This is a genomic window from Mesorhizobium sp. M0676 (assembly GCF_040320535.1).
GTDB lineage: Bacteria > Pseudomonadota > Alphaproteobacteria > Rhizobiales > Rhizobiaceae > Mesorhizobium.
In genome coordinates this window covers 52,202-74,737 of sequence record NZ_JAMYPU010000019.1, presented here as the reverse complement: position 1 = coordinate 74,737, position 22,536 = coordinate 52,202, and the positions used below count along the sequence as shown (strand labels likewise).

Below are 22,536 nucleotides of genomic sequence, written 5' to 3'. Positions count from 1 at the left end.
GACACCGCTGCCTGCAAAAGCCTAAATCCGCTCCAGACGGTCCCCTGCCCGCAACGGCAAGGGCCAAGAGGGAATGCGGTGCGGGACGAAAAAATCCCAAATCCGCGGCTGTCCCCGCAACTGTAAGCGAAGAGCCAAGGCCGAAAGCCACTGGGTAACACCGGGAAGGCGGCTAACCAAGGCGATGACCCGCGAGCCAGGAGACCTGCCGTCTGAGACAAAGTATCCGATCGCCTGGCGGGTTTCCGGGCAAGGAGCCCGGTTTTTGGACCAGAACAGCAGTTATTCGGCTGGCACAGCGGATGTTTCGTCCGCCGACGGCGACGCTTTGACCGGCGTCACGGTTGTCGTCTGCGCTTCATGCCGCGACGAGACCGGTTCCGACGCCCATCCTCGCGCCGGCGAATGGCTGGCCGACGACACACGCCGCGCCGCGGCCGATGACAATATCCGTGTCCGCACCGTCGAATGCCTCGGCAATTGCAGGCGCCGTCTCAGCGCCGCCATCCTGCGCGACGGCTGTTGGAGCTATGTCTTCGGCGATCTGGCCCCAACCAGCGGCGCCGACCTCGTCACCGGCGCAAAGCTCTTCGCGACTTCGACCGACGGCCTCATCCCGTGGCGCGGCCGGCCCGATAGCCTCAAGCGCGGCCTCGTTGCCCGCATCCCACCCCTCGACATGCTGAAGGACTGACCATGAACGCTCCAAATCCGGCCGGCAATCTCTCCCGTGTTCCCTGCACCGTCGTCACCGGCTTCCTCGGCGCCGGCAAGACGACGCTGGTCCGCCATCTCCTGGAAAACGCCGGTGGCAAGCGCATTGCCATCATCGTCAACGAGTTCGGTGACATCGGCATCGACGGGGAAATCCTGAAAGGCTGCGGCATCGACACCTGCCCCGAGGAAAACATCCTCGAACTGGCCAATGGCTGCATCTGCTGCACGGTCGCCGACGATTTCGTGCCCGCCCTCGACAAGATCCTCGCGCTGACACCTAAGGTTGACCACATCCTGATCGAGACCTCGGGCCTGGCTCTGCCCAAGCCGCTGGTCCAGGCGTTCCAGTGGCCAAGCGTGAAGAGCCGGGTGACCGTCGATGGCGTCATTGCCGTGGTAGACGGCCCGGCGCTGGCCGAGGGCCGCGTTGCCAACGATATGGACGCCCTGCAGGCACAGCGCGCTCAGGACGAGACGCTCGACCACGACGATCCGGTCGAAGAAGTCTTCGAGGACCAGATCGCCTGCGCCGATTTGATCATCCTGTCGAAGAGCGATCTAATGGACGCCCCCGGTTCGGCCCGCGCCAACGCCATCATCAATGAACATTCCGCCCGCGCCGTGAAGATCGTGCCGACCGCACATGGCAAGGTCGATCCCTCGGTGCTGCTCGGCCTCGGCCTCGCCGTCGAGGACGACATCGAGAACCGCAAATCGCACCATGACGGCGCCTTCGACCACGAGCATGACGATTTCGACACCTTCATCGTCGACATCCCCTCCATCACCAATCCGGACGAACTGGCCAGGCGCGTCGCCACGGTTGCCGAGGAAGAGAATGTGCTGCGTGTGAAAGGCTTCGTCGATGTCGGCGGCAAGCCGATGCGGCTTTTGCTGCAGGCCGTCGGCCCGCGCGTCAACCATTATTATGACCGCGCCTGGACGGCCGAGGACGATCGCCGCTCGCGTCTCGTTGTCATCGGCCTGAAGGGGCTGAACCGCCCGGCGATCGAGCGTATACTCGCCGGCTGATCTCAGGAGCAATTCCAGGAAAAGTGTGAAACGGTTTTCCCACAGGAATTGCGTAAAAACAAGGAGATAGAGCGGTTCGCCGTTCCGTGAAACGGTGAAACGCACTAAGCCGCGATGCACATACTCGCCACGACCTCCGCCTCGCTCGACGATCTCGCCGAGCCAGTTGATCTCCGGCAGACGCCGGCGGATATCGTGGCGCTGTCCTTCACCGACAGCGACCTCGCCGGCCTCGCGGCGGCCTGGACGGCCGATGCCGTCCGCCTGCCGTCGATGCGGCTGGCGGCGCTGCGCGACCTGCGCCATCCCATGTCCGTGGACCTCTGGATCGACAGCGTCGCCCGCCACGCCAAGGTGATTTTGGTGCGCATCCTCGGCGGCTACGACTGGTGGCGCTATGGCTGCGACCAGCTTGCCGCGACTGCCCGTGCGAACGGCATCAAGCTGGCGCTGCTGCCGGGCGAGAGCCACGACGAGGATCTCAGGCTGATCGAAGCCTCGACGCTGCCGCGCGAGGAGCTGGACGGCCTGCTGGGCTATTTCCGCGAGGGCGGGCCGGAGAATATGGCAGCGCTGATGCAAAGATTGGCGGGGCTGGCGGGACGGGATGCGGGGGCGGCTGACCCGGTTAGCGTGCCGAAAGCTGGCTACTACGAGCCAGGCCGCGGCGTCGTAGGCAAGTTGAATTTTGCCGATGTCGGCGTTCCTTCACACCCCCCTCTGTCCTGCCGGACATCTCCCCCGCAAGGGGGGAGATCAGCCGTTACCAAAGGCGGCTCCTCTCCTGCTCCTTTGGAGATCTCCGCAAGGTCTGCGATTGGCGAAAACATTTATGAGAGCACAATCTGCCCCCTTGCGGGGGAGATGTCCGGCAGGACAGAGGGGGGTGGGCGGGAACTCGGCGCAGACAACATCAACCTTCCCATCATCCCCATCCTATTCTACCGCTCGATGCTGCTGGCCGCCGATGTCGCGCCAATCGATGCCCTCTTTGATGCACTCCGCCAGCGCGGCATGAGACCGATCCCGATCTTCGTCTCCAGCCTCAAAGACCCGACCTCCCTGGCCTTCGTCGGAACCGCGCTGGCCACGCTCAAGCCCACCGCCATCATCACCGCAACCGCCTTCGCTTCCGGCGCCGAACCGGGCGTCGAAACGCTCTTCGACCGCGCCGGCGTGCCTGTCTTCCAGGTCATCGTCGCCACCACCCGCCGCTACGTCTGGGACAACAACCAGCGCGGCCTGGCGCCCGCCGACCTCGCCATGCATGTCGTGCTGCCCGAACTCGACGGCCGTATCCTCGCCGGCGCAATTTCCTTCAAGGGCGAGAGCGAGACCGACCCCGCGCTCGGCCACCGCGCCTTTGCAAACCGGCCGGAACCGGATCGCGTGGCGCAAGTGGCGGACAGGCTAGCGGCGTTCACACGGTTGCAGCAGACGCCCCGCGCGACGCGTAAGTTGGCGATCCTCATTCCGGACTATCCGAGCGCGCCCGGCCGCACTGGCTATGCAGTGGGCCTGGATGTGCCGTCCAGCGTGCTGGCCATGCTGCATGACCTGAAGGAGCAGGGCTATCGCGTTGACGGGATTCCAGAAACGCCGCGTGCGCTGCTGGATGCGTTGGGGCGGAGCGATGGTGGGCTGGGGCTGGATGAGTATCTGGACTTCTCAAAGGATTTGCCGGCTGAGGCACTGGCTGCAGTCGAGGCGGCATGGGGCGCTCCTTCACCCTCCCCCTTGTGGGGAGGGTCGGTTCGCGACATTCGCGAAGCGGATAGCGCGAAACGGGGTGGGGGTAGCGGTGCACCACCCCCACCCGGCGCTGCGGGCCACCCTCCCCACAAGGGGGAGGGTAAGAGCGGCTTCCCCTTCCGCGCCGCCACCTTCGGCAACATCACTGTCGCTCTCGCCCCCGACCGTGGCCGCTCGGCCGACCGCCGCGCCGATTACCACGACCCGACGCTCCCTCCCCGCCACAACCTCATCGCCTTCGGCCTGTGGCTGCGCAAATCGCTCCGCATCCATGCTCTCATCCATGTCGGCGCGCATGGCACGCTGGAATGGCTGCCCGGCAAGACGGTAGCGCTCTCACAAAACTGCTTCCCCGAGATCGTCACCGGCTCGTTGCCCGTCATTTACCCCTTCATCGTCTCCAATCCCGGCGAAGCGGCGCAGGCGAAGCGGCGTATCGCCGCCGTCACGCTTGGCCATCTGCCGCCGCCGTTGACCGGTGCCGGCCTCGACGAAGGGCAGCACAAGCTCGAACGCCTCGTCGACGAATACGCCCAGGCCGACGGCCTCGACCGCCGCCGCCGCGATCGTCTGGCCAAGCTGATCGTCGACACGGCGCAAAAGACCGGCTTCGCCTCCGAAGCCGGCGTCGCCAAAACCGACGCGCCCGACGAGGCGCTGCGCCGCATCGACGCCTGGCTCTGCGACCTCAAGGATTTCGCCATCAAGGACGGCCTGCACATCTATGGCCGCGCTCCCGACGACGAGCCCGACGCCATGCGCGTGCAAAGCGCGGAGGCCGAGAAAGCAGCACTTCTTGCCGCGCTCGACGGCCGTCACATCAAGGCGGGTCCGGCGGGCGCACCGGCGCGTGGCCGCTCCGACGTGCTGCCCACCGGCCGCAACCTGTTCACCTCCGACCCGCGCACCATGCCGACGCCGACCGCCTACGATCTGGGAAAGGCGGCGGCAGAAGAAGTCGTGCGCGGCTATATGCAGTCGCATGGCGACTGGCCGCGCTCGCTGGTCATCGACCTCTGGGGCTCGGCCTCGCTGCGCACTGGCGGCGAGGAGATCGCGCAAGGCCTGGCGCTGATGGGCTGCCGGCCGCAATGGGACAGTGCCACCGGCCGCATCACCGGCATCGAAGTGCTGCCGCCGGCCACGCTCGGTCGCCCGCGCGTCGATGTCACCTGGCGGATTTCGGGTCTGTTCCGCGACATGTTCCCGACCCAGATCGCGCTGATCGACGCCGCCGCCAACGCCGTAGCCGCGCGCGACGAGGACGATTCGGAAAACCCGCTCGCCGCCAGAACCCGCGCCGATGGCAAGATCGGCCCGCGCATCTTCGGCACCTCGCCCGGCACCTACGGCGCCGGCGTCGAGGACCTGCTGTCCAGCGGCGACTGGGTCGGGCGCGAAGAAATCGGCCGCGCCTATCTCGATGCGACATCGCATGCCTATGGCGGCGCCGAGGGCGAAGGCATTGCCTCCCCCGGCGCTTTCGAGACCCGCATCGCCGAGGCCGATCTGCTCGTCCACACCGGCGACGATCCCGGCCGCGACATTCTCGAGGGCTCCGCCGACGTCGCCTTCATCGGCGGCTTTTCGGCTGCACTTGCGACGCTCGGCCGAAATGCCGACGTCATCGTGCTCGACACCACGGATCCGCAGAAGCCGAAGCCGCGCTCGGTCGGCGAGGCTGTGTCGCGGGTTGTGCGGGCGCGAGCCGTCAATGCGCGTTTCATCGCCGGCCAGATGCGGCACGGCCCGCGCGGCGCCTCCGAATTCGCCGAAACGGTCGACCGCCTCATCGGCTTCGCTGAAACCACGCACGCCATTTCAGGCGCGCTGATCGAGGCCGTGCATGATGCCTATGTCGGTGATCCCGATGTCCGCGCCTTCATCCTGCGCGAAAACCCGGCCGCAGCCAAAGTCATCGCCGAACGCTTCCTGTCGGCGCGCCGGCGTGGTCTCTGGCATCCCTTGCGCAACGCGATCGACGACGATCTCGCGGCGTTGATCGCCGAGGCCGAGGCGCTCGGGGTCGCGGCATGAACGCCTTCTCGCGCCGCGGCGCCTGTCCGGCTCTCTCGGCGCCGATGCAGACCGGCGATGGCCTGCTGGTGCGGCTCAACCCGGTTGCTGGAGGGCTTTCCCCCAAGTCGCTGATCGGACTCTGCGAATCCGCCTTGAAGCGCGGCAACGGCATCATGGAAGTGACCGCACGAGGCAGCCTGCAGATACGCGGCCTGACGGCGGAAAGTGCGGTGCTGTTGGCGGCGGAGGTCGATGCACTGGGGATTGCAGTGCGTACCGGCGTGCCGGTCGAGACCGGGCCGCTGGCTGGCATCGATCCGCGGGAGATTGCCGATCCGCGATCTTTGGCTGAGCGGGTCAGGGCTGCGGTCGAGGAAGCTGGGCTGACGCCAAGGCTCGGGCCGAAGGTTTCGGTGGTTGTCGATGGCGGCGGGCAGTTGACGATGGATGGGGTGACGGCCGATGTCAGGCTGAAGGCGGTGCGGGTGGGCGGCAACGTTATGTGGGCTTTGTCTGTTGCCGGCGACGGTCAAAGCGCGAGGCCGCTTGCGACGGCCGATGAGAATGCAGCGCGCGATATTGCGGTTGCTGCCCTCAGGATGACCGCGGAGAAAGGCCGAGAGGCACATGCGAGGGATTTGTCGGAGAGGCAGCTAGCGTCTCTCGCAGGTTGGCATTCCTTCGCGCCCCCCTCTGTCCTGCCGGACATCTCCCCCACAAGGGGGGAGATCAGCAGCTTCGCTGTCAGCTCTTCGCCTTCGACGTTGAAAACTGGCGAAACCGGCGGCGACAGCACAATCTCCCCCCAAGTGGGGGAGATGTCCGGCAGGACAGAGGGGGGCGCCGTAGAGCGCTCTCGCTCGCCGATTGGCCTCTTCGACTTGAACACCGGCCACGCCCTCGGCATCGGCCTGCCCTTCGGCAGCATGCCAGCGCAAAACCTTATCGACCTTGCCAGCCGAGCGTCGAACCTCGGCGTCGCCGAAATCCGCCTCGCCCCCGGCCGCGCCTTGCTGTTCCTCGGCCAACCATCGTCCGCAAACGACCTCCTGCAAGCCACCGCCACCGCGCTCGGCTTCATCACCGCCGCCGCCGACCCGCGCACCCGCATCGCCGCCTGCCCCGGCACTCCTGCCTGCGCATCCGGCCAAATCGCCACGCGCGACATCGCCGAGACAATCGCCGCCGAAAACGCTGATATCCTCGACTTCACACTGCACATTTCCGGCTGCGCCAAGGGCTGCGCTCACCCCGGCTCTGCCGCGCTAACAATCGTCGGCGGCGAAAACGGAGCCGGACTTGTCGTGAACGCGACGGCAAAGGCCCTTCCTGCGGGCTACAGGCCGGGCTATGACGCCGCACGCGGCGTCAGTCGCGTCGCGGCGATGGTCCGCAGCGCACGATTTCAGGGCGAAACCGCCGCCGCTTGCCTGACAAGGCTCGGGCCGGCGGCAATCGCCGAAAGCTACCGACAGGAATAAGCATGGCCGCCTACGATTACATCCATGACGGCAACGCCATCTATGAGCGCTCTTTTGCCATCATCCGCGCCGAAGCCGATCTGTCCCGCTTTTCCGAGGCCGAGGCCGACGTTGCCATCCGCATGATCCATGCCTGCGGCCAGGTCGAAGCATCAAGTCATTTTGTTTTCTCCAGCGATTTCGTCGCCGCCGCCCGCAGCGCCTTGGCGGCCGGCGCGCCGATCTTCTGCGATGCCGAAATGGTCTCGCATGGCGTCACCCGCGCCAGGCTGCCGGCCGGCAATGAGGTGATCTGCACCTTGCGCGACCCGCGCACGCAGGACATTGCCAAGGAGATCGGCAACACCCGCTCGGCGGCGGCAATCGATCTGTGGGGCGAGCTTATGGCCGGTTCGGTGGTCGCCATAGGCAATGCGCCGACGGCACTGTTCTATCTCCTGGAAAAATTGCGCGACGGCGCGCCGAAGCCGGCGGCGATCATCGGCATGCCGGTCGGCTTCGTCGGGGCCGCCGAATCCAAGGATGCGCTGGTGCAGAATTCCTATGGCGTGCCCTACGCCATCGTGCGCGGCAGGCTTGGCGGCAGCGCCATGACTGCAGCCGCGCTCAATTCGCTGGCGAGGCCCGGCCTGTGAACGCAGCTGTCAAAGAAGATCTGGCAAAAGGCCGCCTCGTCGGCGTCGGCACCGGTCCCGGCGATCCCGAACTCTTGACGCTGAAAGCCGCGCGCGTCCTGGCCGAGGCCGATGTCGTTGCCTATTTCGCCAAGCGCGGCAACAACAGCAACGCGCGCGCCATCGTCGAGGCGCGCTTCCGGCCGGATATGCTGGAACTGCCGCTGCTCTACCCCGTCACCACCGAGATCGACAAGGATCACGACGACTACCGTTCGCAGATCACCGATTTCTACGAGGAGTCGGCCGAGAAGGTCGCCGAACACCTCGAAGCCGGCCGCATGGTCGCCGTGCTCTCCGAAGGCGACCCGCTGTTCTACGGCTCCTACATGCACCTGCATGTCCGCCTCGCCCATCGCTTCCCGACCGAAGTCATCCCCGGCGTCACCGCCATGTCGGGTTGCTGGTCGCAGACCGGCGTGCCGATCGTCCAGGGCGACGATGTGCTGACGGTTTTGCCCGGCACGATGAGCGAATTCGAACTGACACGCCGTCTCGCCGACACCGATGCCGCCGTCATCATGAAGGTCGGCCGCAACCTGCCCAAGATCAGGCGGGCGCTGGAGGCCACCGGCAAGCTCGCCCGCGCCGTCTATGTCGAGCGCGGCACCATGGCCGGCAGCATCACGATGAAGCTTGCCGACAAGCCGGACGACAAGGCGCCCTATTTCGCCATCGTGCTGGTTGCCGGCTGGTCCGGCCGGCCTGGCGTCATGGGAGCCAAGCCATGAGCGGCCGCCTAACCGTCATCGGCCTTGGGCCCGGCAATGCCGATCAAGTGACGCCGCAAGCCAGCCGCGCCGTCGCCGAGGCAAAGTTCTTCTATGGCTACAAGCCGTATCTCGACCGGCTTGATCTTCGCCCGGACCAGACCCGCGTCGCCTCGGATAATCGCGAGGAACTCGCCCGCTCCAAGGACGCGCTGGTCAAGGCCGCCGAGGGCCATGACGTCGCCGTCGTCTCCGGCGGCGATCCCGGCGTCTTTGCCATGGCCGCCGCAGTCTGTGAGGCGATCGAGGCCGGTCCGGCCGAGTGGCGCGCGGTCGATGTCGCCGTCGTGCCGGGCATCACTGCGATGCTGGCTGTCGCCGCCCGCATCGGCGCCCCGCTCGGCCATGATTTCTGCGCCATCTCGCTATCCGACAATCTCAAACCGTGGGAGCTGATCGAACTGCGCCTGCTCGCTGCCGCCGGCGCCGGCTTCGTCATCGCGCTCTACAATCCGATCAGCAAGGCGCGCCCTTGGCAGCTCGGCCGTGCCTTCGAATGCCTGCGCGCCATCCTGCCCGGCACCACGCCGGTCATCTTCGGCCGCGCCGCCGGCCGCCCGGACGAGCGCATCGAGGTCTTTTTGCTGGCCGATGTCGACGCGCAAAAGGCCGACATGGCGACCTGCATCATCATCGGTTCGCCGGAAACACGGATCATCAAGCGCGGCGACAAACCGGCGCTGGTCTACACGCCGCGCTCCGCGACGGGGTCGAGCAAATGATCGACCCAAAATTTATCAACAAGAGCGGCGAGTTCATCGACGGTCTCGGTCGAAGGCACCTCCGGCAGGAAGGGCCTGCGCACCATCACCACCTCGATACCGAGCGCCCGCGCCGCGGCGATCTTGCCGTAGGTGGCCTCGCCGCCGCTGTTCTTGGATACGACGACATCGATGCGGTGCTCCTCGAGCAGTGCGCGTTCATCCGCCTCGCGGAATGGCCCGCGCGCCAGAAGGTAGGCCGCATCCGGCACCGCCAGTTTCGGCTCGACCGGATCGACGCTGCGGATGAGGTAGTGATGCTGCGGCGCCGCCTCGAAAGCCGCGACCTCTTGGCGACCAAGCGCCAGGAAGATACGGCGCGGCGCCGGTCCAAGCGCGTGCACCGCATCGCCTGTCGTATCGGCCTGCGTCCAGCGGTCGCCATCGACAGGCTCCCAGCCAGGGCGGCGCAAAGCAAGGATCGGCACGCCGGTCATTTGCGCGGCTTGCGCCGCATTGGCGGAAATTCGCGCGGCATAGGGATGCGTGGCGTCGATCAGCAGGTCGATGCCCGCCTCCCTGAGATAGGCGGCCAGCCCGTCGGCGCCGCCAAATCCGCCGCTGCGCACCGGCACGCCTTGCGCGACCGGGCTTTCGGTGCGGCCGGCCAGCGACAAGGTGACACGGAAATCTTCCACCAGTTTTTCGGCCAATTGGCGCGCTTCTATCGTGCCGCCAAGGATCAGAATCTTCTTCATGAGCACCATGTTGAACAGCGTCGGCGCTGCCCCTCACCCCTACCCTCTCCCCGTGAAGAACGGGGAGAGGGAGGCGTCAGCGCCGGAGCGTCTCCCTTCTCCCCATTACTACACGGGGAGAAGGTGCCGGCAGGCGGATGAGGGGCGGCGCGACATGTCAAAAAAACAGCCCACGCCAAAATGGCTTGCATTCGTCGGCATCGGCGAGGACGGTTTAGCGGGTCTCGGCGACGAGGCCAAGCGGCAGATCGCTGACGCCGAGACCGTCTTCGGCGGCAAGCGGCATCTGGCGCTGGTGGCTTCGCTCATCAAGGGTGAGCAGCGCCCATGGCCGGTGCCATTCGATGCCGGCATGGCAGACGTGCTGGCGCTGGCCGGCCGGCGCGTCTGCGTGCTCGCCTCCGGTGATCCATTCTTCCACGGGGTCGGCGCCACCCTTGCCCGCAAGGTCAAGCCTGAAGAGATGCATGTCATCCCCGCGCCATCGGCGATTTCGCTGGCTGCCGCCCGGCTCGGCTGGGCGTTGCAGGACATCGAGACGATCTCGCTGCATGGAAGGCCGCTCGACCTGATCCGACCGCTGCTGCATCCCAAGGCGCGAATCCTGGCGCTGACATCGGATGGCGATGCACCCACAGCAATCGCGCGCCTGCTCGCCGAACTCGATTTCGGCGCTTCGCGGCTGACGGTGCTGGAGGCGCTGGGCGGGCCAAACGAGAAGCAGCGTTCGGCCCGTGCCGATGCCTTCGATCTCGAAAACATCAATCCGCTCAACGTGCTGGCGCTCGAACTTGAATCGACACAAGAGGCCCGCATCCTGCCGCTGACCGTTGGCCGCGCCGACCATCTGTTCGAGCACGACGGCCAGATCACCAAGCACGACATCCGCGCCATCACGCTTGCGGCGCTGGCGCCGAGGCGTGGCGAATTGCTGTGGGACATCGGCGCCGGTTCCGGCTCCATCGGCATCGAATGGATGCTCGCTCACCCCTCGATGCGCGCCATCGCCATCGAGGCCAACAGCGACCGCGCCGCCCGCATCGTCCGCAACGCCGCGCATTGCGGCGTGCCCGGTCTTGTCGTGGTGGAAGGGTCGGCGCCCAAGGCACTGGCCGGGCTGGACACGCCGGATGCGATCTTCATCGGCGGAGGTGGCAGCGACGCCGGCGTACTGAACGCCGCCATCAAGGCGCTGCCATCCCGTGGCCGTCTCGTTGCCAATGCGGTGACGCTGGAGATGGAGGCGCTGCTTCTCGCGGAGCACATCAAGCGCGGCGGCGACCTTACCCGCATCACCATTTCCCGCGCTTCTCCTGTCGGTTCGATGCAGGCCTGGCGCCCGGCCATGCCGGTCACCCAGTGGAGCTGGGTGAAGCCATGATGGTGGCGGGCATCGGCAGCCGGAAGGGCGTGAGCGTCGAAGACGTGCTCGCGGCGATCGAAACCGCCCTCGAAGCGCACGGGCTGGCGATAACGGCGCTGTCGGCCTTGGCGACCGCCGCGCTCAAGAAAGACGAAGAAGCGATCTCTGCCGCTGGCCGCACGCTCAACCTTCCCGTCATCATCGTTGATGACGCAGCACTTCAGGCCGTCTCGTCGGAGGCACTCAGCAAATCCGATCTCTCGCAGGATCTCGCCGGCACACCCTCCGTCTCAGAAGCCTCCGCCCTTACCGTTGCCGGCCCCGGTGCAAAGCTGCTTGGTCCACGCACCGTGCTCGGCCCGGTCACCTGCGCCATCGCCATCAGCGGAGACGCGCCATGACCGTGCATTTCATCGGCGCCGGTCCCGGCGCCGCCGACCTCATCACACTGCGCGGCGCCAAGCTGCTGGCAAGCTGCCCGGTCTGTCTGCATGCCGGCTCGATCGTCGCGCCGGAATTGCTGCAACACTGCGCACCGGGGACCAAACTGATCGATACGGCGCCGATGTCACTCGACGAAATCGAGGTCGAATATGTGACAGCCCACCAGGCCGGCCACGATGTCGCCCGCCTGCATTCCGGCGACCTCTCGGTGTGGAGCGCCGTGGCCGAGCAGATCCGCCGGCTGGAAAAACACGGCATTCCTTACACGCTGACGCCGGGCGTTCCCTCTTTCGCCGCCGCAGCCGCAGCCCTTCGCCGCGAACTGACCATTCCCGAGGTGGCGCAAAGCCTGGTGCTGACCCGCGTCTCCGGCCGCGCCTCGAAAATGCCGCCGGGCGAAACGCTGGCCGGCTTCGGCCGCACCGGCGCCACACTGGCCATTCATCTCGCCATCCACGCCATCGACCGAATCGTCGCCGAATTGTCGCCGCATTATGGCGGCGATTGCCCGGTGGCGATCGTCTTTCGCGCTTCATGGCCGGACGAGCGCGTGCTGACCGGCACGCTCGCCACGATCGAGGCACTGCTCGCCGCCGACCCGATGGAGCGCACGGCGATCATCTTCGTCGGCCGCTCGCTGGCAGCGGAAGGTTTTGGCGAGAGTTCATTGTACGACGCCCACTATCAGCGGCGTTTCCGGGGACGGGACGGATTGTGAGCGGTAAAAGCGAAAACACCACGCTCGAACAGGCCCTTGCCCGGCTGAACTTCAAGCCGCGCCGGCTTGAGCCGGGCCATGTCTGGCTGGCCGGCGCCGGCCCCGGCGATCCCGGCTGCCTGACGCTGGAAGTGCTGGCGGCTTTAGCCGAGGCAGATGCGCTGGTCTACGACGCGCTGGTCTCGCCCGATGTCGTCGCTGTCGCGGAAAAGGCCGAACTGTTCTTTGCGGGAAAGCGCGGCGGCAAGCCGTCGATGAAGCAGGACGACATCACCGCTCTGCTGGTGCGGCTGGCGCGCGATGGCCGCCGCGTCATCAGGCTGAAGGGTGGCGATCCCTATATTTTCGGCCGTGGCGGCGAAGAGGCGCTGGCGCTGGCGCGCGAAAAAATCCCGTTCCGCGTCCTGCCCGGCCTGACATCGGGGCTGAGCGCGCTGGCCGCCACCGGCATTCCCGCAACCATGCGCGGCATCAACAAGGCGATCATCCTGGCGACAGGTCATGCCGCCGGCACAGATGACGATCTCGACTGGGGCGCGATCGCCCGCACCGGCCAGCCGGTGGTCATCTATATGGGCATGGCCAATCTGCCTGTTATCGCCGCGTCGCTGCTCGAAGGCGGGCTGGCGCCGTCGACGCCGGCGGCTGTCATCGTTTCGGCGACGACACCGCAGGAGCGGACCGTCGTCGCGACACTCGCCACCATTTCCGAAGCGGCCGCCGCGGCGGAATTGGCCTCGCCGGCCCTCATTGTCGTCGGCGGCATCGTCGCCATGCGCGCAGCACTGGCGGGTAACGCATGACCCGCGCCATCATCATCGGCGCGCCGCGTTCCGGCTCCGGCAAGACCAGCGTCACCATCGGCATTTTGCGCGCGCTCGCCCGGCGCGGCATCAAGGTGCGCGGCGCCAAGTCCGGCCCCGACTATATCGATCCGGGTTTTCATACCGCCGCAACCGGTCTGTCCGGCGTCAACCTGGACAGCTGGGCGATGTCGCCTGACCTGCTCAACGCGTTGGCCGGCAATGCCACCGAGGATGCCGATTTTATCTTCCTCGAAAGCGCGATGGGCCTATTCGACGGCATCCCGGCCGGACAAGGCCGCACCGGCTCGGCCGCCGATCTGGCGCGGCTCTACCACCTGCCGGTGCTTTTGGTGCTCGACGTCTCGGGACAGTCGACGCCGGCGGCCGCCGTCGCCAAGGGTTTTGCCACCTACGACTCGGATGTGCGCATGGCCGGCATCGTGCTCAACCGTCTCGGCAGCGAGCGCCACCGCAAGCTGTGCAGCGAGGCGATCGAAGCGCTCGGCCTGCCGGTCGTCGGCGCCATCCTGCGCGATCCCACGCTCAATTTGCCGGAGCGCCATCTCGGCCTCGTCCAGGCCGGCGAGTATGCCGACCTGATGACGCATCTCGACCGCCTCGCCGACATGGTCGAGAAATCCCTCGACCTTGACGCCATCATGGCGCTGGCCGCGCCGTTTTCGCCGGCATCAGGCAGTTTCGAACATGCCTTGCAGCCGCCCGGCCAACGAATCGCGCTCGCCGAAGACGCCGCTTTCACCTTCCTCTATCCGCACGTCGCCGGCCACTGGCGTCAGGCCGGCGCCGAGATCGTGCCGTTCTCGCCGCTCGCCGACGAAGCACCGGCGCAGGATTGCGATGTCTGCTGGCTGCCCGGCGGTTATCCCGAGCTTCACGCCGGCAGCCTCGCGGCCGCAACCAATTTTCGAGCTGGCATGGCCAGGTTTGCCGAGACCAAGCCGATCCATGGTGAGTGCGGTGGCTTCATGGTGCTGGGCGAAGCGCTGGAGGACGCGGCCGGCGAGACGCACGCCATGCTTGGCCTGCTCGGCCATTCCACCAGCTTTGCCAAGCGCAAGATGAACCTCGGCTACCGCGAGGCACGCCTGCGCGTCGCCTGTCCGCTGGGGCCGCAAGGCGCGCTGATCCGTGGCCATGAATTCCACTATGCGCAGATGATTGCGACCGGCAATGACGAGCCATTGGCCGATCTCGCCGACGGCCAGGGCAATCCGCTCGGCGCCTCCGGCTATCGCCGCGGCCATGTCAGCGGCACCTTCTTCCACGCCATTGCGAGGGGTGCATGACCTCCGTGCCCTCGCCCCGGCAAGCGCTCGACGACGTCGCGCTTTGCCTCGTCTTCTTCACCCGGCTGCCGCTGCCGGTCTTCGACCTTCGTGGCCGCAGCCTGGCCGATGCGATCTGGGCGGCGCCTGTCGCCGGCCTCGCCGTCGCTGTGGCTGGTGCTGTCGTCTACGCCGCGGGCGTACAGCTCGGCCTTGCCCCCGGCCCGGCAGCAGCCCTTGCGCTTGCAGCAACCCTGCTCGCCACGGGCTGCCTGCATGAGGACGGGCTTTCCGATGTCGCAGATGGCTTTGGCGGCGGCAAGACACGCGATAAAAAACTGGAGATCATGCGCGACAGCCGCATCGGCGCCTATGGCGCTTCGGCGCTTGGCCTGTCGATGCTCATCCGCTGGAGCGCGCTGTCGCAACTGGCCAATCCGACAGGCGTGCTCTTGGCGCTGATCGCCGCCCACGCCGCATCGCGCGGCCTGCTCGGCGCGTTCATGCATCTGGCGCCGGCGGCGCGCAGTGACGGCCTGTCTGCCGGCGCCGGGACCGTCTCGGCCCAGACAGCTGTTCTCGGCGCCGTGCTCGGGGCCATCCCGCTTCTGACCCTGGGGCTCGGCGGCGCCTTTGCCGCACTGACCCTGCTCGCTCTCGTGTTCAGCGCCTTGCGCGCGCTCTGCCTCAACCAGATCGGCGGCCACACCGGCGACACGATCGGCGCCCTGCAGCAGCTGGGCGAGATCACTGTCCTGCTCGTCGCTTCCGTTTCCCTGTCCTGATTCTTCCCCGGAGATTCCTTCCCCATGCCATTCAAATCATTCGACGAACTGCGCGCCGCCTGTCTCGATCTGCCTGCCGGCAGCGATACCGCCGCCAACGCCGTCGCCCGCCGCCAGGACACGCTGACCAAGCCTCAAGGCAGCCTGGGCCGGCTGGAAACTCTCGCCGCCTGGCTGGCGCGCTGGCAGGGTCGCGACATGCCGAAACTCGACCGCGTCAAAGTCTTCGTGTTCGCCGGCAACCACGGTGTGACGGCGCAAGGCGTGTCGGCCTTCCCGTCGGAAGTGACGGTGCAGATGGTGGCGAATTTCGCCGGCGGCGGCGCCGCCATCAACCAGCTGGCCCGCATCGCCGGCGCGGAACTCGACGTCATCCCGCTCGATCTCGATCATCCGACCGGCGATTTCACTGCCGTGCCGGCGATGGATGAAAAGACATTTCTCGCCGCCGTCTCGGCTGGCTATGACGCGGTGACGAAAGACCTCGACCTCGTCTGTTTCGGCGAGATGGGCATCGGCAACACCACACCGGCGGCCGCCATCTCGACCGCCCTGTTCGGCGGCGGCGCTGAAAAATGGACCGGGCGCGGCACCGGCGTCGACGATGCCGGGCTGAAGCGCAAGGTCACCGCCATTGAATCCGGCCTCAAGCGCCATGCCGACGCGCTGTCCGACCCGCTGAAGATCGCCGCCGCCCTTGGCGGTCGCGAACTCGCCGCCATCTTCGGCGCCACGCTCGCCGCCCGCCACAACAATGTGCCGGTGCTGCTCGACGGTTTCGTCTGCACGGCCGCCGCAGCACCCCTGGCGCGACTGCACCCCTCAGGCCTCGCCCACACCATCGCCGCCCATGTCTCAGCCGAATCCGGCCACCGCCGCCTGCTCGAAGCGCTCGGCCTGCCACCGCTGCTCGACCTCGGCATGCGGCTCGGCGAAGGCTCCGGCGCCTGCCTCGCCGTCAACATCGTCCGCTCGGCGCTGGAATGCCATGTAAGGATGGCGAGCTTTGCCGAGGCTGGCGTTTCGGAGAAGTAGCTAGAGCGATTTGGCGGGAGGGCGCCGGCCCGAACCTTCACTGACCATCGTCGGGCCGGTCACTGGCATTCCGGGCTGGTGGCTCGAACAGCACGGCCGCTGAAAGATTCCCCACCTGGGGGTTGGCCCGCTGCTTCTGTGGTGGGCTCTTTTTACTGGCACTATTCGCCGCCGTTGCCGACAAAATGTGATTGACGTAACGGTGACCAGGCGCAATCATTACGGATTGTGCAGGGTGAGGGCGTTTTCAATGAAACTCGTTGTCTTTGGCGTAGCAATAGTATTGGCCGCTACCGGAGCAGCTGCTGCGAAAGAGAAGAAAAAGGTGGCCACCGCTCAGGCTACAACCTCGTGTTCTACAGCTCATAAGAAGGCTGGCAGCAAGCCGACCGCGAAACCGGATTGCAAATCGACAGGCACCGTGGTTGCGCGACCGTCAAATAGGGCCGAAAACTTCCTGGATCATTATAATCCGCGCTTAGGGTATGACACCAGTCCGTGGTTTCAAACTGGCTTTAATTGATGGCGGCTTCGGCTTCCGGGCTTTTCTTAATCCAGCGCGGCCTTCACTCCTTCGCCAAATAGCGCACCGGCTTACCGGCCGCCGAGTTTAAGGCAAACCTGCCCCAGCATGTCGAGGCGCGTCAACGCGTCCGGCATTCCAAGGTCTTCCACCAACTCTTCTAGAAATTTGGTGGGTGCGCACAGGATTGAACTGTGGACCCGCTGATTAAGAGTCAGCTGCTCTACCAACTGAGCTACGCACCCACTCGACCGGTAAAACCGGCGTTGGCGGGCATATAGCCGCCGATACCGGTCCTGTCCAGCCCTGCCGGAATCATTTCCCGACAAATCGCTGAACTGCCGCAGGCGGTCACACGAACAGCCTGCCTTCCGCCACCTTGATGGCATGGCCGCCGATGCGCGCGGAGGCCAGTTTTCCGCCTTCGACAGTGAGTTCCAAGCGGATACGTGACGGGCGGCCCATCTCCAGCCCCTGCTCGATCCACAGCTGCGAAATGCCGTCGGTGGGCGCATCGAAATGCATGATGGCGCCGGCAAAGGCCGCCGCCGCCGACCCGGTCGCCGGGTCTTCATAGGACGGCGTGCCCGGCACGATCATGCGGACATGGAAGGCGCTGTCATGGTTCACCGTCTGGCGGCAATAGACATACGGGCTGGCGAAGGCCCATTCGCTCTTGCGCGGCGCCAGTTCCGACCAGGCCTGGTTGTCGAGCTTGATCCGGCCGGCAGCCTCCAGATTGGCAACCGGAATGGTGACGTAAGGCACGCCTGCCGACCAGAACGACACCAGGTGATTCTCGAAGCCGATCTCGTGCGGCGCCAGCCCGAGGGCGGCGCCGATCGCCTCCGGGTCGGCATCGAGCTTCAGCGGCTCCGGCAGCTTCGCCAGGTCGAACTCGGCAAAGGTGGCGCCATCGTGCCGGCTGACGGCGCAGCGCACCGGGCCGATATTCTCCTCCAGCACGAAGATGCCGGCTTCGCCCTCGCCTGTCAGTTCGGCCAGCGCGATCGCAGCGCCAACTGTCGGATGTCCGGCGAACGGCATCTCATAGTCGGGCGTGAAAATGCGGATGCGGTTGCGATGTTTTGGATTGTCCGGCGGCAGTACGAAGACCGATTCGGACAGGTTGAACTCGCGCGCAATGGCCTGCATGGCGGCTGTATCCAGCCCTTGGCTGTCGAGCACGACAGCCAGCGGATTGCCGGCCAGCCGCTCCGTCGTAAACACATCGTAGAGCAAGTAATTGCGGGTCTGCATCTTGAAAAACCTTCCGCCTCAATCCGAACATGGCCGAAATTTAATTTGATATTCGAACCACCAAGCCTGATCTGTGCACAACTAGGGACATTACGCTTTCATAGGGGTCCGGCGTGGACCAGCTTGTCAATCTGCCAAAGACGGAATCGGATTCCGCCATCGAGGCGGCGCTTGGGCTTGACCAGAGTGGTGTGCGCAAGACGCGCCGTCGTGGCTGGCTTTACGCGCTGCTGGCGCTGATCGCACTTGCCGCCGGGTTGGCTGGCTACCAGTGGTTTGCCGGCTCCCCGGCCAAGATCGACTACACCACCACGCCGGCTACCATTGCCGACCTCACCGTCGCGGTTTCGGCGACCGGCACGCTGCAGCCCCTCACCCAGGTCGACATTTCAAGCGAGCTGTCCGGTATCATCCGCTCGGTCTCGGCCGAAGAGAACCAGCAGGTCAAGAAGGGCGACGTGCTGGCGACGCTCGACACGGTGAAACTCGAGGTCCAGATCGAACGCGCCGAAGCCTCGGCCAAGGCCGCTGCCGCCAATGTCGAGGACGCCACGGTAACCCTGAAGGAGAACGAAAGCGCCCTCACCCGCGCGGCCGAACTGACCAGGCGTGGCATGGCGACCGATCAGTCGCTCGAGGCGGCGACTGCCACGCGCGACCGCTCCAAGGCGGCGCTCGATAGTGCGCAGGCCAATCTCGCCATCGCCCAGGCCGATCTCAAGGCGCAGCAGACCGACCTTGCCAAGAGCACCATCTATGCGCCGATCGACGGCATCGTCTTGACGCGTTCCGTCGACCCCGGCCAGACGGTCGCCTCCTCGCTGCAGGCGCCGGTTCTGTTCATCATCGCCGCCGATTTGAGGAACATGGAATTGGTGGCGGCGGTCGACGAGGCCGATATCGGCGCGGTCAAACCAGGCCAGCATGCACGCTTCACCGTCGATGCCTTTCCCGAGCGGCCGTTCGACGCCGAGATCCGCGACATCTCCTACGCCTCGGTCACCACCGACGGCGTCGTCACCTACAATGCACGGTTGGAAGTCAACAATAACGAGCTTTTGCTGCGGCCCGGCATGACCGCCACGGTTTCGGTCGTCACCAGGCAGGCCAAGAGCGTGCTCACCGTGCCTTCAACAGCGTTTCGCTATCGGCCATCGGCACCTGCTGCCCGCGCGTGGAGCCTCAGCGATCTGTTCACCGGCCGCATGGGCCGTGGCGGCAACCGCCGCCAGCCGGTGAAGGCGCCCACCGACGGCTCACGCACGCTCTATGTGCTGGAGAACGGCCGGCCGCACCCGGTCAACGTGAAGATCGGCTCCACCGACGGCGAACTGACCGAGATCACCTCCGGGCTGGATGAAGGTGCAGAGGTTATCACGACCTCGCAGCTGCGGAGCTGACGCCATGGCCGCGGGCCTCATCGGTTTCGACACGGTCTGGAAGAGCTATGGCCAGGGCGAAGCCAAGGTCCATGCGCTGGCCGGCGTCGACCTCGCCATCCAGCGTGGCGAATTCGTCGCCATCATGGGCCCGTCCGGTTCGGGCAAATCGACCGCGATGAACATCATCGGTTGCCTCGACACGCCGACGGCCGGAACCTACTCCTTCATGGGCATCGACGCCGGGCGGCTCGACCGCAACCGCCGGGCGCTTCTGCGCAATCTCTATATCGGCTTCGTCTTCCAGGGTTACAATCTGTTGCCGCGCACCACGGCGGCGGAAAATGTCGAGCTGCCGCTGATCTATCGCGGCGCGCCGGCCCGCGAGCGCCGCGATCTTGCCATGCAGGCGCTGGCGGAGGTCGGCCTGGTCGGGCGCGAACACCACACGCCGGCCGAACTCTCCGGCGGCCAGCAGCAGCGCGTGGCGATCGCGCGCGCCATCGTTACCAGGCCTACGCTGCTCGTCGCCGACGAGCCGACCGGCAATCTCGACACCGCCCGCACGCATGAGATCATGGAGTTGTTGACGCGGCTGAACCGGGAGCTCGGCTTGACCATCGCCATGGTCACCCACGAGGCCGATGTCGCCGATTATGCCGAGCGCACCATCCGCTTCCTCGACGGCCACGTCGCGTCCGACACGGCCAAGTCGGAGTTGGCGTCATGATCTGGGAAACCGTCCGCCTCTCTCTGCGCTCCATCCGCCGCAATGTGCTGCGCTCGTTCCTGACGCTGCTCGGCATCGTCATCGGTGTCGCCGCCGTCATCGCCATGCTGACCATCGGTTCGGGCACCACGGCCAAGGTCAAGTCGGACATCGCCAAGCTCGGCTCGAACCTGCTCGTCGTCCGTTCCGGCCGCCCGGCAGGCACCGGCGGACCAGGCGGGCTCGACCAGGCGGTACGGCCTCTGGCCGACAAGGATGTAGCCGCCCTCGTAGCCCACCTGACCGGAGCGCGCGCCATTGCGCCGGCGTCGCAGAAACAAGTCCGCGTCATTTTCGGCACCGAGAGCTTGACCTCGGGCGTCACCGGCACCGACAGCGCCTATCTCGACGCCCGCGACTGGAAGCTGGTGTCGGGCCGCCCGTTCTCGGATTCGGAAACACGCTCCGGCACCGGCGTCTGCCTGATCGGCGAAACGGTGCGCCAGCAATTCTTCGGCGCCGGCGAACCCGAGGGCGAGATCATCCGCGTCAACCGCACCTCGTGCAAGATCATCGGCCTGCTCGAACCCAAGGGCTATACCGGCTTCGGCCAGGACCAGGACAATGTCGTCTTGATGCCGCTTGCCGCCTATCAGCGCCGCATCGCCGGCAACCGCGACATCGACAACATCTACGTCGCCGCCGACGACCGCACCCCGACCACCGAATTGCAGCCGCGAGTCGAAGACATTTTGCGCGACACCCGCCGCATCACGCCGGACCGCGAAGACGATTTCTCGATCCGCGACATGACCCAGATCGCCGACGCCATGGCCAGCGCCACCACCACCATGACCGGCATGCTGGGCGCCGTCGCGGGCGTCAGCCTGCTGGTCGGCGGCATCGGGATCATGAACATCATGCTGGTCTCGGTCACTGAGCGCACCCGCGAGATCGGCATCAGGCTCGCCATCGGCGCGCATGAAAAGCACATCCTCATCCAGTTCCTGGTCGAGGCGACGGTGCTGTCGCTGCTCGGCGGCATTATCGGCATCCTGATCGGCCTGGCGCTGGCCGGCCTCGCCTCGGCAACGCTGGCCATACCGTTTGCGCCGAGCCCGGCGGTCATCCTGCTCGCCGTCGGTTTTTCGGCGCTGATCGGCATGGTGTTCGGCTTCTTCCCGGCGCTGCGCGGCGCCAGGCTCGACCCGATCGACGCGCTGCGCCACGAATAAGCGCCAGATCAGCTCCACCGCAACCAACCGCTATCCACAAGGATGGGTGCTTGTCGACATCGGCAATACTTGTTGTCGTCCGGTCTGCGATGCTAATTTTAGAGCAAAGCATCTGGTCAAGGAGTGGCAATGAGCAAGAAGGCGCGGCTGATTCTGACGATGGTGATCATCGAAGGCGCCCTTGCGGGACTTTGGTGGTATCTCGCCCGCTACGGCATGGCCAATCCCGATCGTGTCACCGCCGATTTTCAGGCAGTCGTCGGCCAGACGATGGGCATGGTCATGGGTGGATTGCTGGGCATCGGCGTCATCCTGTTCCTCGTCGCCGCCCGCAACGACCGCAAGGCGGCGCAGAACAATCCGCGCCGTTAGCCCCCGCCACCGCCAAAATGCCACTCGACCAGCGGCTTCATATGCGGTGCCAGCCCTTCCGGCAGGTCGGCGGCGTGGCGGATGATCACCGGCCCCTCGATCTCCGGCTCGGTCTCGGTTGCGACGAAGGCGCCGATGCGCCGCGCAATCTCGTCGGCCGGCGCATCGACGTGGTAGCGGCGGAAGAGGACCGTGCCGGTCGAAGTCGACAGCGCATGGTAGCGCTTGCCGCGCGCAGCGCCTGTCAGGTCAAGCCCGGTCTCCTCGCGCACTTCACGGATCATGTTGAAATCGACATCGACGCGGCCATCGCGAAAATCGATCGGCTCGAACGAGCCGGCAGCGAAGTAGACACTGCCGGCCGGGACCGTGTGCGCGCCCATGCGGATCGCCACCAGGGCGTTGTCGCCGGCGACCAGCATGGCGTGACCATAGGCATGCTCGGCGCCCGTCCCCTGCCGGTTCTTTCGCCACAGCAGGAAGGTCGAGTACTTCACCGCGTGACAACGCCCGACGATCCGGTTGTCGCGCCAGGCGAGCGCCGAGAGCAGCACCACCGTGCCGTCGAACAGCGCCGGATTGGCCGTAACCTCACGCCGCCAGTTGTCAGTGATCGCCTGCGCGTTGCCGCGCTCGAACGGATGCGGGCCGGGGTCGAGCCGGACGTCGATTTCGTCGACGGGCAGGATGACGTTGCGCGGCAGGTCGAAGCTCACC

22 protein-coding genes, 1 tRNA gene and 1 riboswitch are annotated in these 22,536 nt (G+C 66.1%); of the genes, 19 read left to right on the top strand and 4 right to left on the bottom strand.

Annotated features, from left to right (window positions below; translation table 11 throughout):
- Nucleotides 1-20 precede the first annotated feature (20 nt).
- A riboswitch (cobalamin riboswitch) is annotated at nt 21-227 on the top strand.
- A gap of 38 nt (nt 228-265) precedes the next feature.
- From NKI35_RS20980 to NKI35_RS20950, 7 genes are all read left to right on the top strand, one after another.
- Nucleotides 266-694, top strand: coding sequence for a DUF1636 family protein (locus NKI35_RS20980; RefSeq protein WP_352741376.1), 429 nt, complete (start codon nt 266-268; stop codon nt 692-694).
- 2 nt (nt 695-696) lie between these two features.
- A complete protein-coding gene (gene cobW, locus NKI35_RS20975; protein WP_352741375.1) occupies nt 697-1,749 on the top strand; it encodes a cobalamin biosynthesis protein CobW in 1,053 nt (350 codons plus the stop codon).
- A 114-nt stretch (nt 1,750-1,863) separates the two neighbouring features.
- Entirely contained in the window at nt 1,864-5,538 is a 3,675-nt protein-coding gene (cobN, locus tag NKI35_RS20970; RefSeq protein WP_352741374.1) for a cobaltochelatase subunit CobN, read from the top strand.
- Entirely contained in the window at nt 5,535-7,001 is a 1,467-nt protein-coding gene (gene cobG / locus NKI35_RS20965) for a precorrin-3B synthase (RefSeq protein WP_352741373.1), read from the top strand. Before cobN ends, cobG begins: the two co-directional genes overlap by 4 nt.
- Before the next feature lie 2 nt (nt 7,002-7,003).
- Nucleotides 7,004-7,636, top strand: coding sequence for a precorrin-8X methylmutase (locus NKI35_RS20960; RefSeq protein ID WP_352741372.1), 633 nt, complete (start codon nt 7,004-7,006; stop codon nt 7,634-7,636).
- Entirely contained in the window at nt 7,633-8,406 is a 774-nt protein-coding gene (locus NKI35_RS20955; protein ID WP_031196364.1) for a precorrin-2 C(20)-methyltransferase, read from the top strand. Before NKI35_RS20960 ends, NKI35_RS20955 begins: the two co-directional genes overlap by 4 nt.
- Entirely contained in the window at nt 8,403-9,167 is a 765-nt protein-coding gene (locus tag NKI35_RS20950; RefSeq protein ID WP_023706141.1) for a precorrin-3B C(17)-methyltransferase, read from the top strand. The genes NKI35_RS20955 and NKI35_RS20950 overlap by 4 nt, the downstream gene beginning before the upstream one ends.
- On the opposite strand, the gene NKI35_RS20945 is transcribed toward NKI35_RS20950, so the two are convergent.
- Complete coding sequence (locus NKI35_RS20945; RefSeq protein ID WP_032891406.1) at nt 9,131-9,904, bottom strand: cobalt-precorrin-6A reductase; 774 nt, start codon at nt 9,902-9,904, stop codon at nt 9,131-9,133. The two genes, NKI35_RS20950 and NKI35_RS20945, sit on opposite strands and share 37 nt — an antisense overlap.
- Before the next feature lie 154 nt (nt 9,905-10,058).
- On the opposite strand from NKI35_RS20945, the gene cbiE reads away from it, so the two are divergent.
- The 8 genes from cbiE to NKI35_RS20905 all read left to right on the top strand — a co-directional run bounded on the left by cbiE (nt 10,059) and on the right by NKI35_RS20905 (nt 16,864).
- Nucleotides 10,059-11,285: a precorrin-6y C5,15-methyltransferase (decarboxylating) subunit CbiE gene (cbiE, locus tag NKI35_RS20940; RefSeq protein ID WP_352595416.1), complete on the top strand. Its 1,227-nt coding sequence runs from the start codon at nt 10,059-10,061 to the stop codon at nt 11,283-11,285.
- Nucleotides 11,282-11,668: a cobalamin biosynthesis protein gene (locus NKI35_RS20935; protein WP_023685183.1), complete on the top strand. Its 387-nt coding sequence runs from the start codon at nt 11,282-11,284 to the stop codon at nt 11,666-11,668. Before cbiE ends, NKI35_RS20935 begins: the two co-directional genes overlap by 4 nt.
- Nucleotides 11,665-12,429, top strand: a complete 765-nt coding sequence (gene cobM, locus NKI35_RS20930) for a precorrin-4 C(11)-methyltransferase (protein ID WP_023805498.1) — start codon at nt 11,665-11,667, stop codon at nt 12,427-12,429. The genes NKI35_RS20935 and cobM overlap by 4 nt, the downstream gene beginning before the upstream one ends.
- On the top strand, nt 12,426-13,232 hold the full coding sequence (gene cobA, locus NKI35_RS20925) for a uroporphyrinogen-III C-methyltransferase (RefSeq protein WP_023670838.1): 807 nt from the start codon (nt 12,426-12,428) through the stop codon (nt 13,230-13,232). Before cobM ends, cobA begins: the two co-directional genes overlap by 4 nt.
- Entirely contained in the window at nt 13,229-14,542 is a 1,314-nt protein-coding gene (locus NKI35_RS20920) for a cobyrinic acid a,c-diamide synthase CobB (RefSeq protein WP_352741371.1), read from the top strand. Before cobA ends, NKI35_RS20920 begins: the two co-directional genes overlap by 4 nt.
- Complete coding sequence (locus tag NKI35_RS20915) at nt 14,539-15,306, top strand: adenosylcobinamide-GDP ribazoletransferase (RefSeq protein ID WP_352741370.1); 768 nt, start codon at nt 14,539-14,541, stop codon at nt 15,304-15,306. The genes NKI35_RS20920 and NKI35_RS20915 overlap by 4 nt, the downstream gene beginning before the upstream one ends.
- A 24-nt stretch (nt 15,307-15,330) precedes the next feature.
- Nucleotides 15,331-16,341: a nicotinate-nucleotide--dimethylbenzimidazole phosphoribosyltransferase gene (gene cobT, locus NKI35_RS20910; RefSeq protein ID WP_023706148.1), complete on the top strand. Its 1,011-nt coding sequence runs from the start codon at nt 15,331-15,333 to the stop codon at nt 16,339-16,341.
- 250 nt (nt 16,342-16,591) lie between these two features.
- Entirely contained in the window at nt 16,592-16,864 is a 273-nt protein-coding gene (locus NKI35_RS20905; protein WP_155923538.1) for a hypothetical protein, read from the top strand.
- Nucleotides 16,865-17,033: 169 nt separating this feature from the next.
- Here the strand turns inward: NKI35_RS20905 and NKI35_RS20900 are convergent.
- Together NKI35_RS20900 and NKI35_RS20895 are read right to left on the bottom strand one after the other, a co-directional pair.
- Nucleotides 17,034-17,109, bottom strand: a tRNA-Lys gene (locus NKI35_RS20900).
- A 106-nt stretch (nt 17,110-17,215) separates the two neighbouring features.
- The gene (locus NKI35_RS20895; RefSeq protein WP_023685176.1) at nt 17,216-18,124 is read right to left on the bottom strand and encodes a PhzF family phenazine biosynthesis protein; all 909 of its coding nucleotides are present in this window, start codon (nt 18,122-18,124) and stop codon (nt 17,216-17,218) included.
- Between the two features lie 113 nt (nt 18,125-18,237).
- Here NKI35_RS20895 and NKI35_RS20890 point away from each other — a divergent pair, with 113 nt between their 5' ends.
- The 4 genes from NKI35_RS20890 to NKI35_RS20875 all read left to right on the top strand — a co-directional run bounded on the left by NKI35_RS20890 (nt 18,238) and on the right by NKI35_RS20875 (nt 21,819).
- Complete coding sequence (locus tag NKI35_RS20890; RefSeq protein ID WP_023744656.1) at nt 18,238-19,524, top strand: efflux RND transporter periplasmic adaptor subunit; 1,287 nt, start codon at nt 18,238-18,240, stop codon at nt 19,522-19,524.
- Nucleotides 19,525-19,528: 4 nt separating this feature from the next.
- Nucleotides 19,529-20,233 (top strand): ABC transporter ATP-binding protein, encoded by a 705-nt coding sequence (locus tag NKI35_RS20885; protein ID WP_023685174.1) that lies wholly within the window; start codon nt 19,529-19,531, stop codon nt 20,231-20,233.
- Nucleotides 20,230-21,447, top strand: coding sequence for an ABC transporter permease (locus NKI35_RS20880; RefSeq protein WP_023685173.1), 1,218 nt, complete (start codon nt 20,230-20,232; stop codon nt 21,445-21,447). Before NKI35_RS20885 ends, NKI35_RS20880 begins: the two co-directional genes overlap by 4 nt.
- A 129-nt stretch (nt 21,448-21,576) precedes the next feature.
- On the top strand, nt 21,577-21,819 hold the full coding sequence (locus NKI35_RS20875; RefSeq protein ID WP_023690325.1) for a hypothetical protein: 243 nt from the start codon (nt 21,577-21,579) through the stop codon (nt 21,817-21,819).
- Here the strand turns inward: NKI35_RS20875 and NKI35_RS20870 are convergent.
- Entirely contained in the window at nt 21,816-22,535 is a 720-nt protein-coding gene (locus NKI35_RS20870; RefSeq protein WP_352741398.1) for an NUDIX hydrolase, read from the bottom strand. The genes NKI35_RS20875 and NKI35_RS20870 overlap by 4 nt on opposite strands.
- Nucleotide 22,536: the final 1 nt, after the last annotated feature.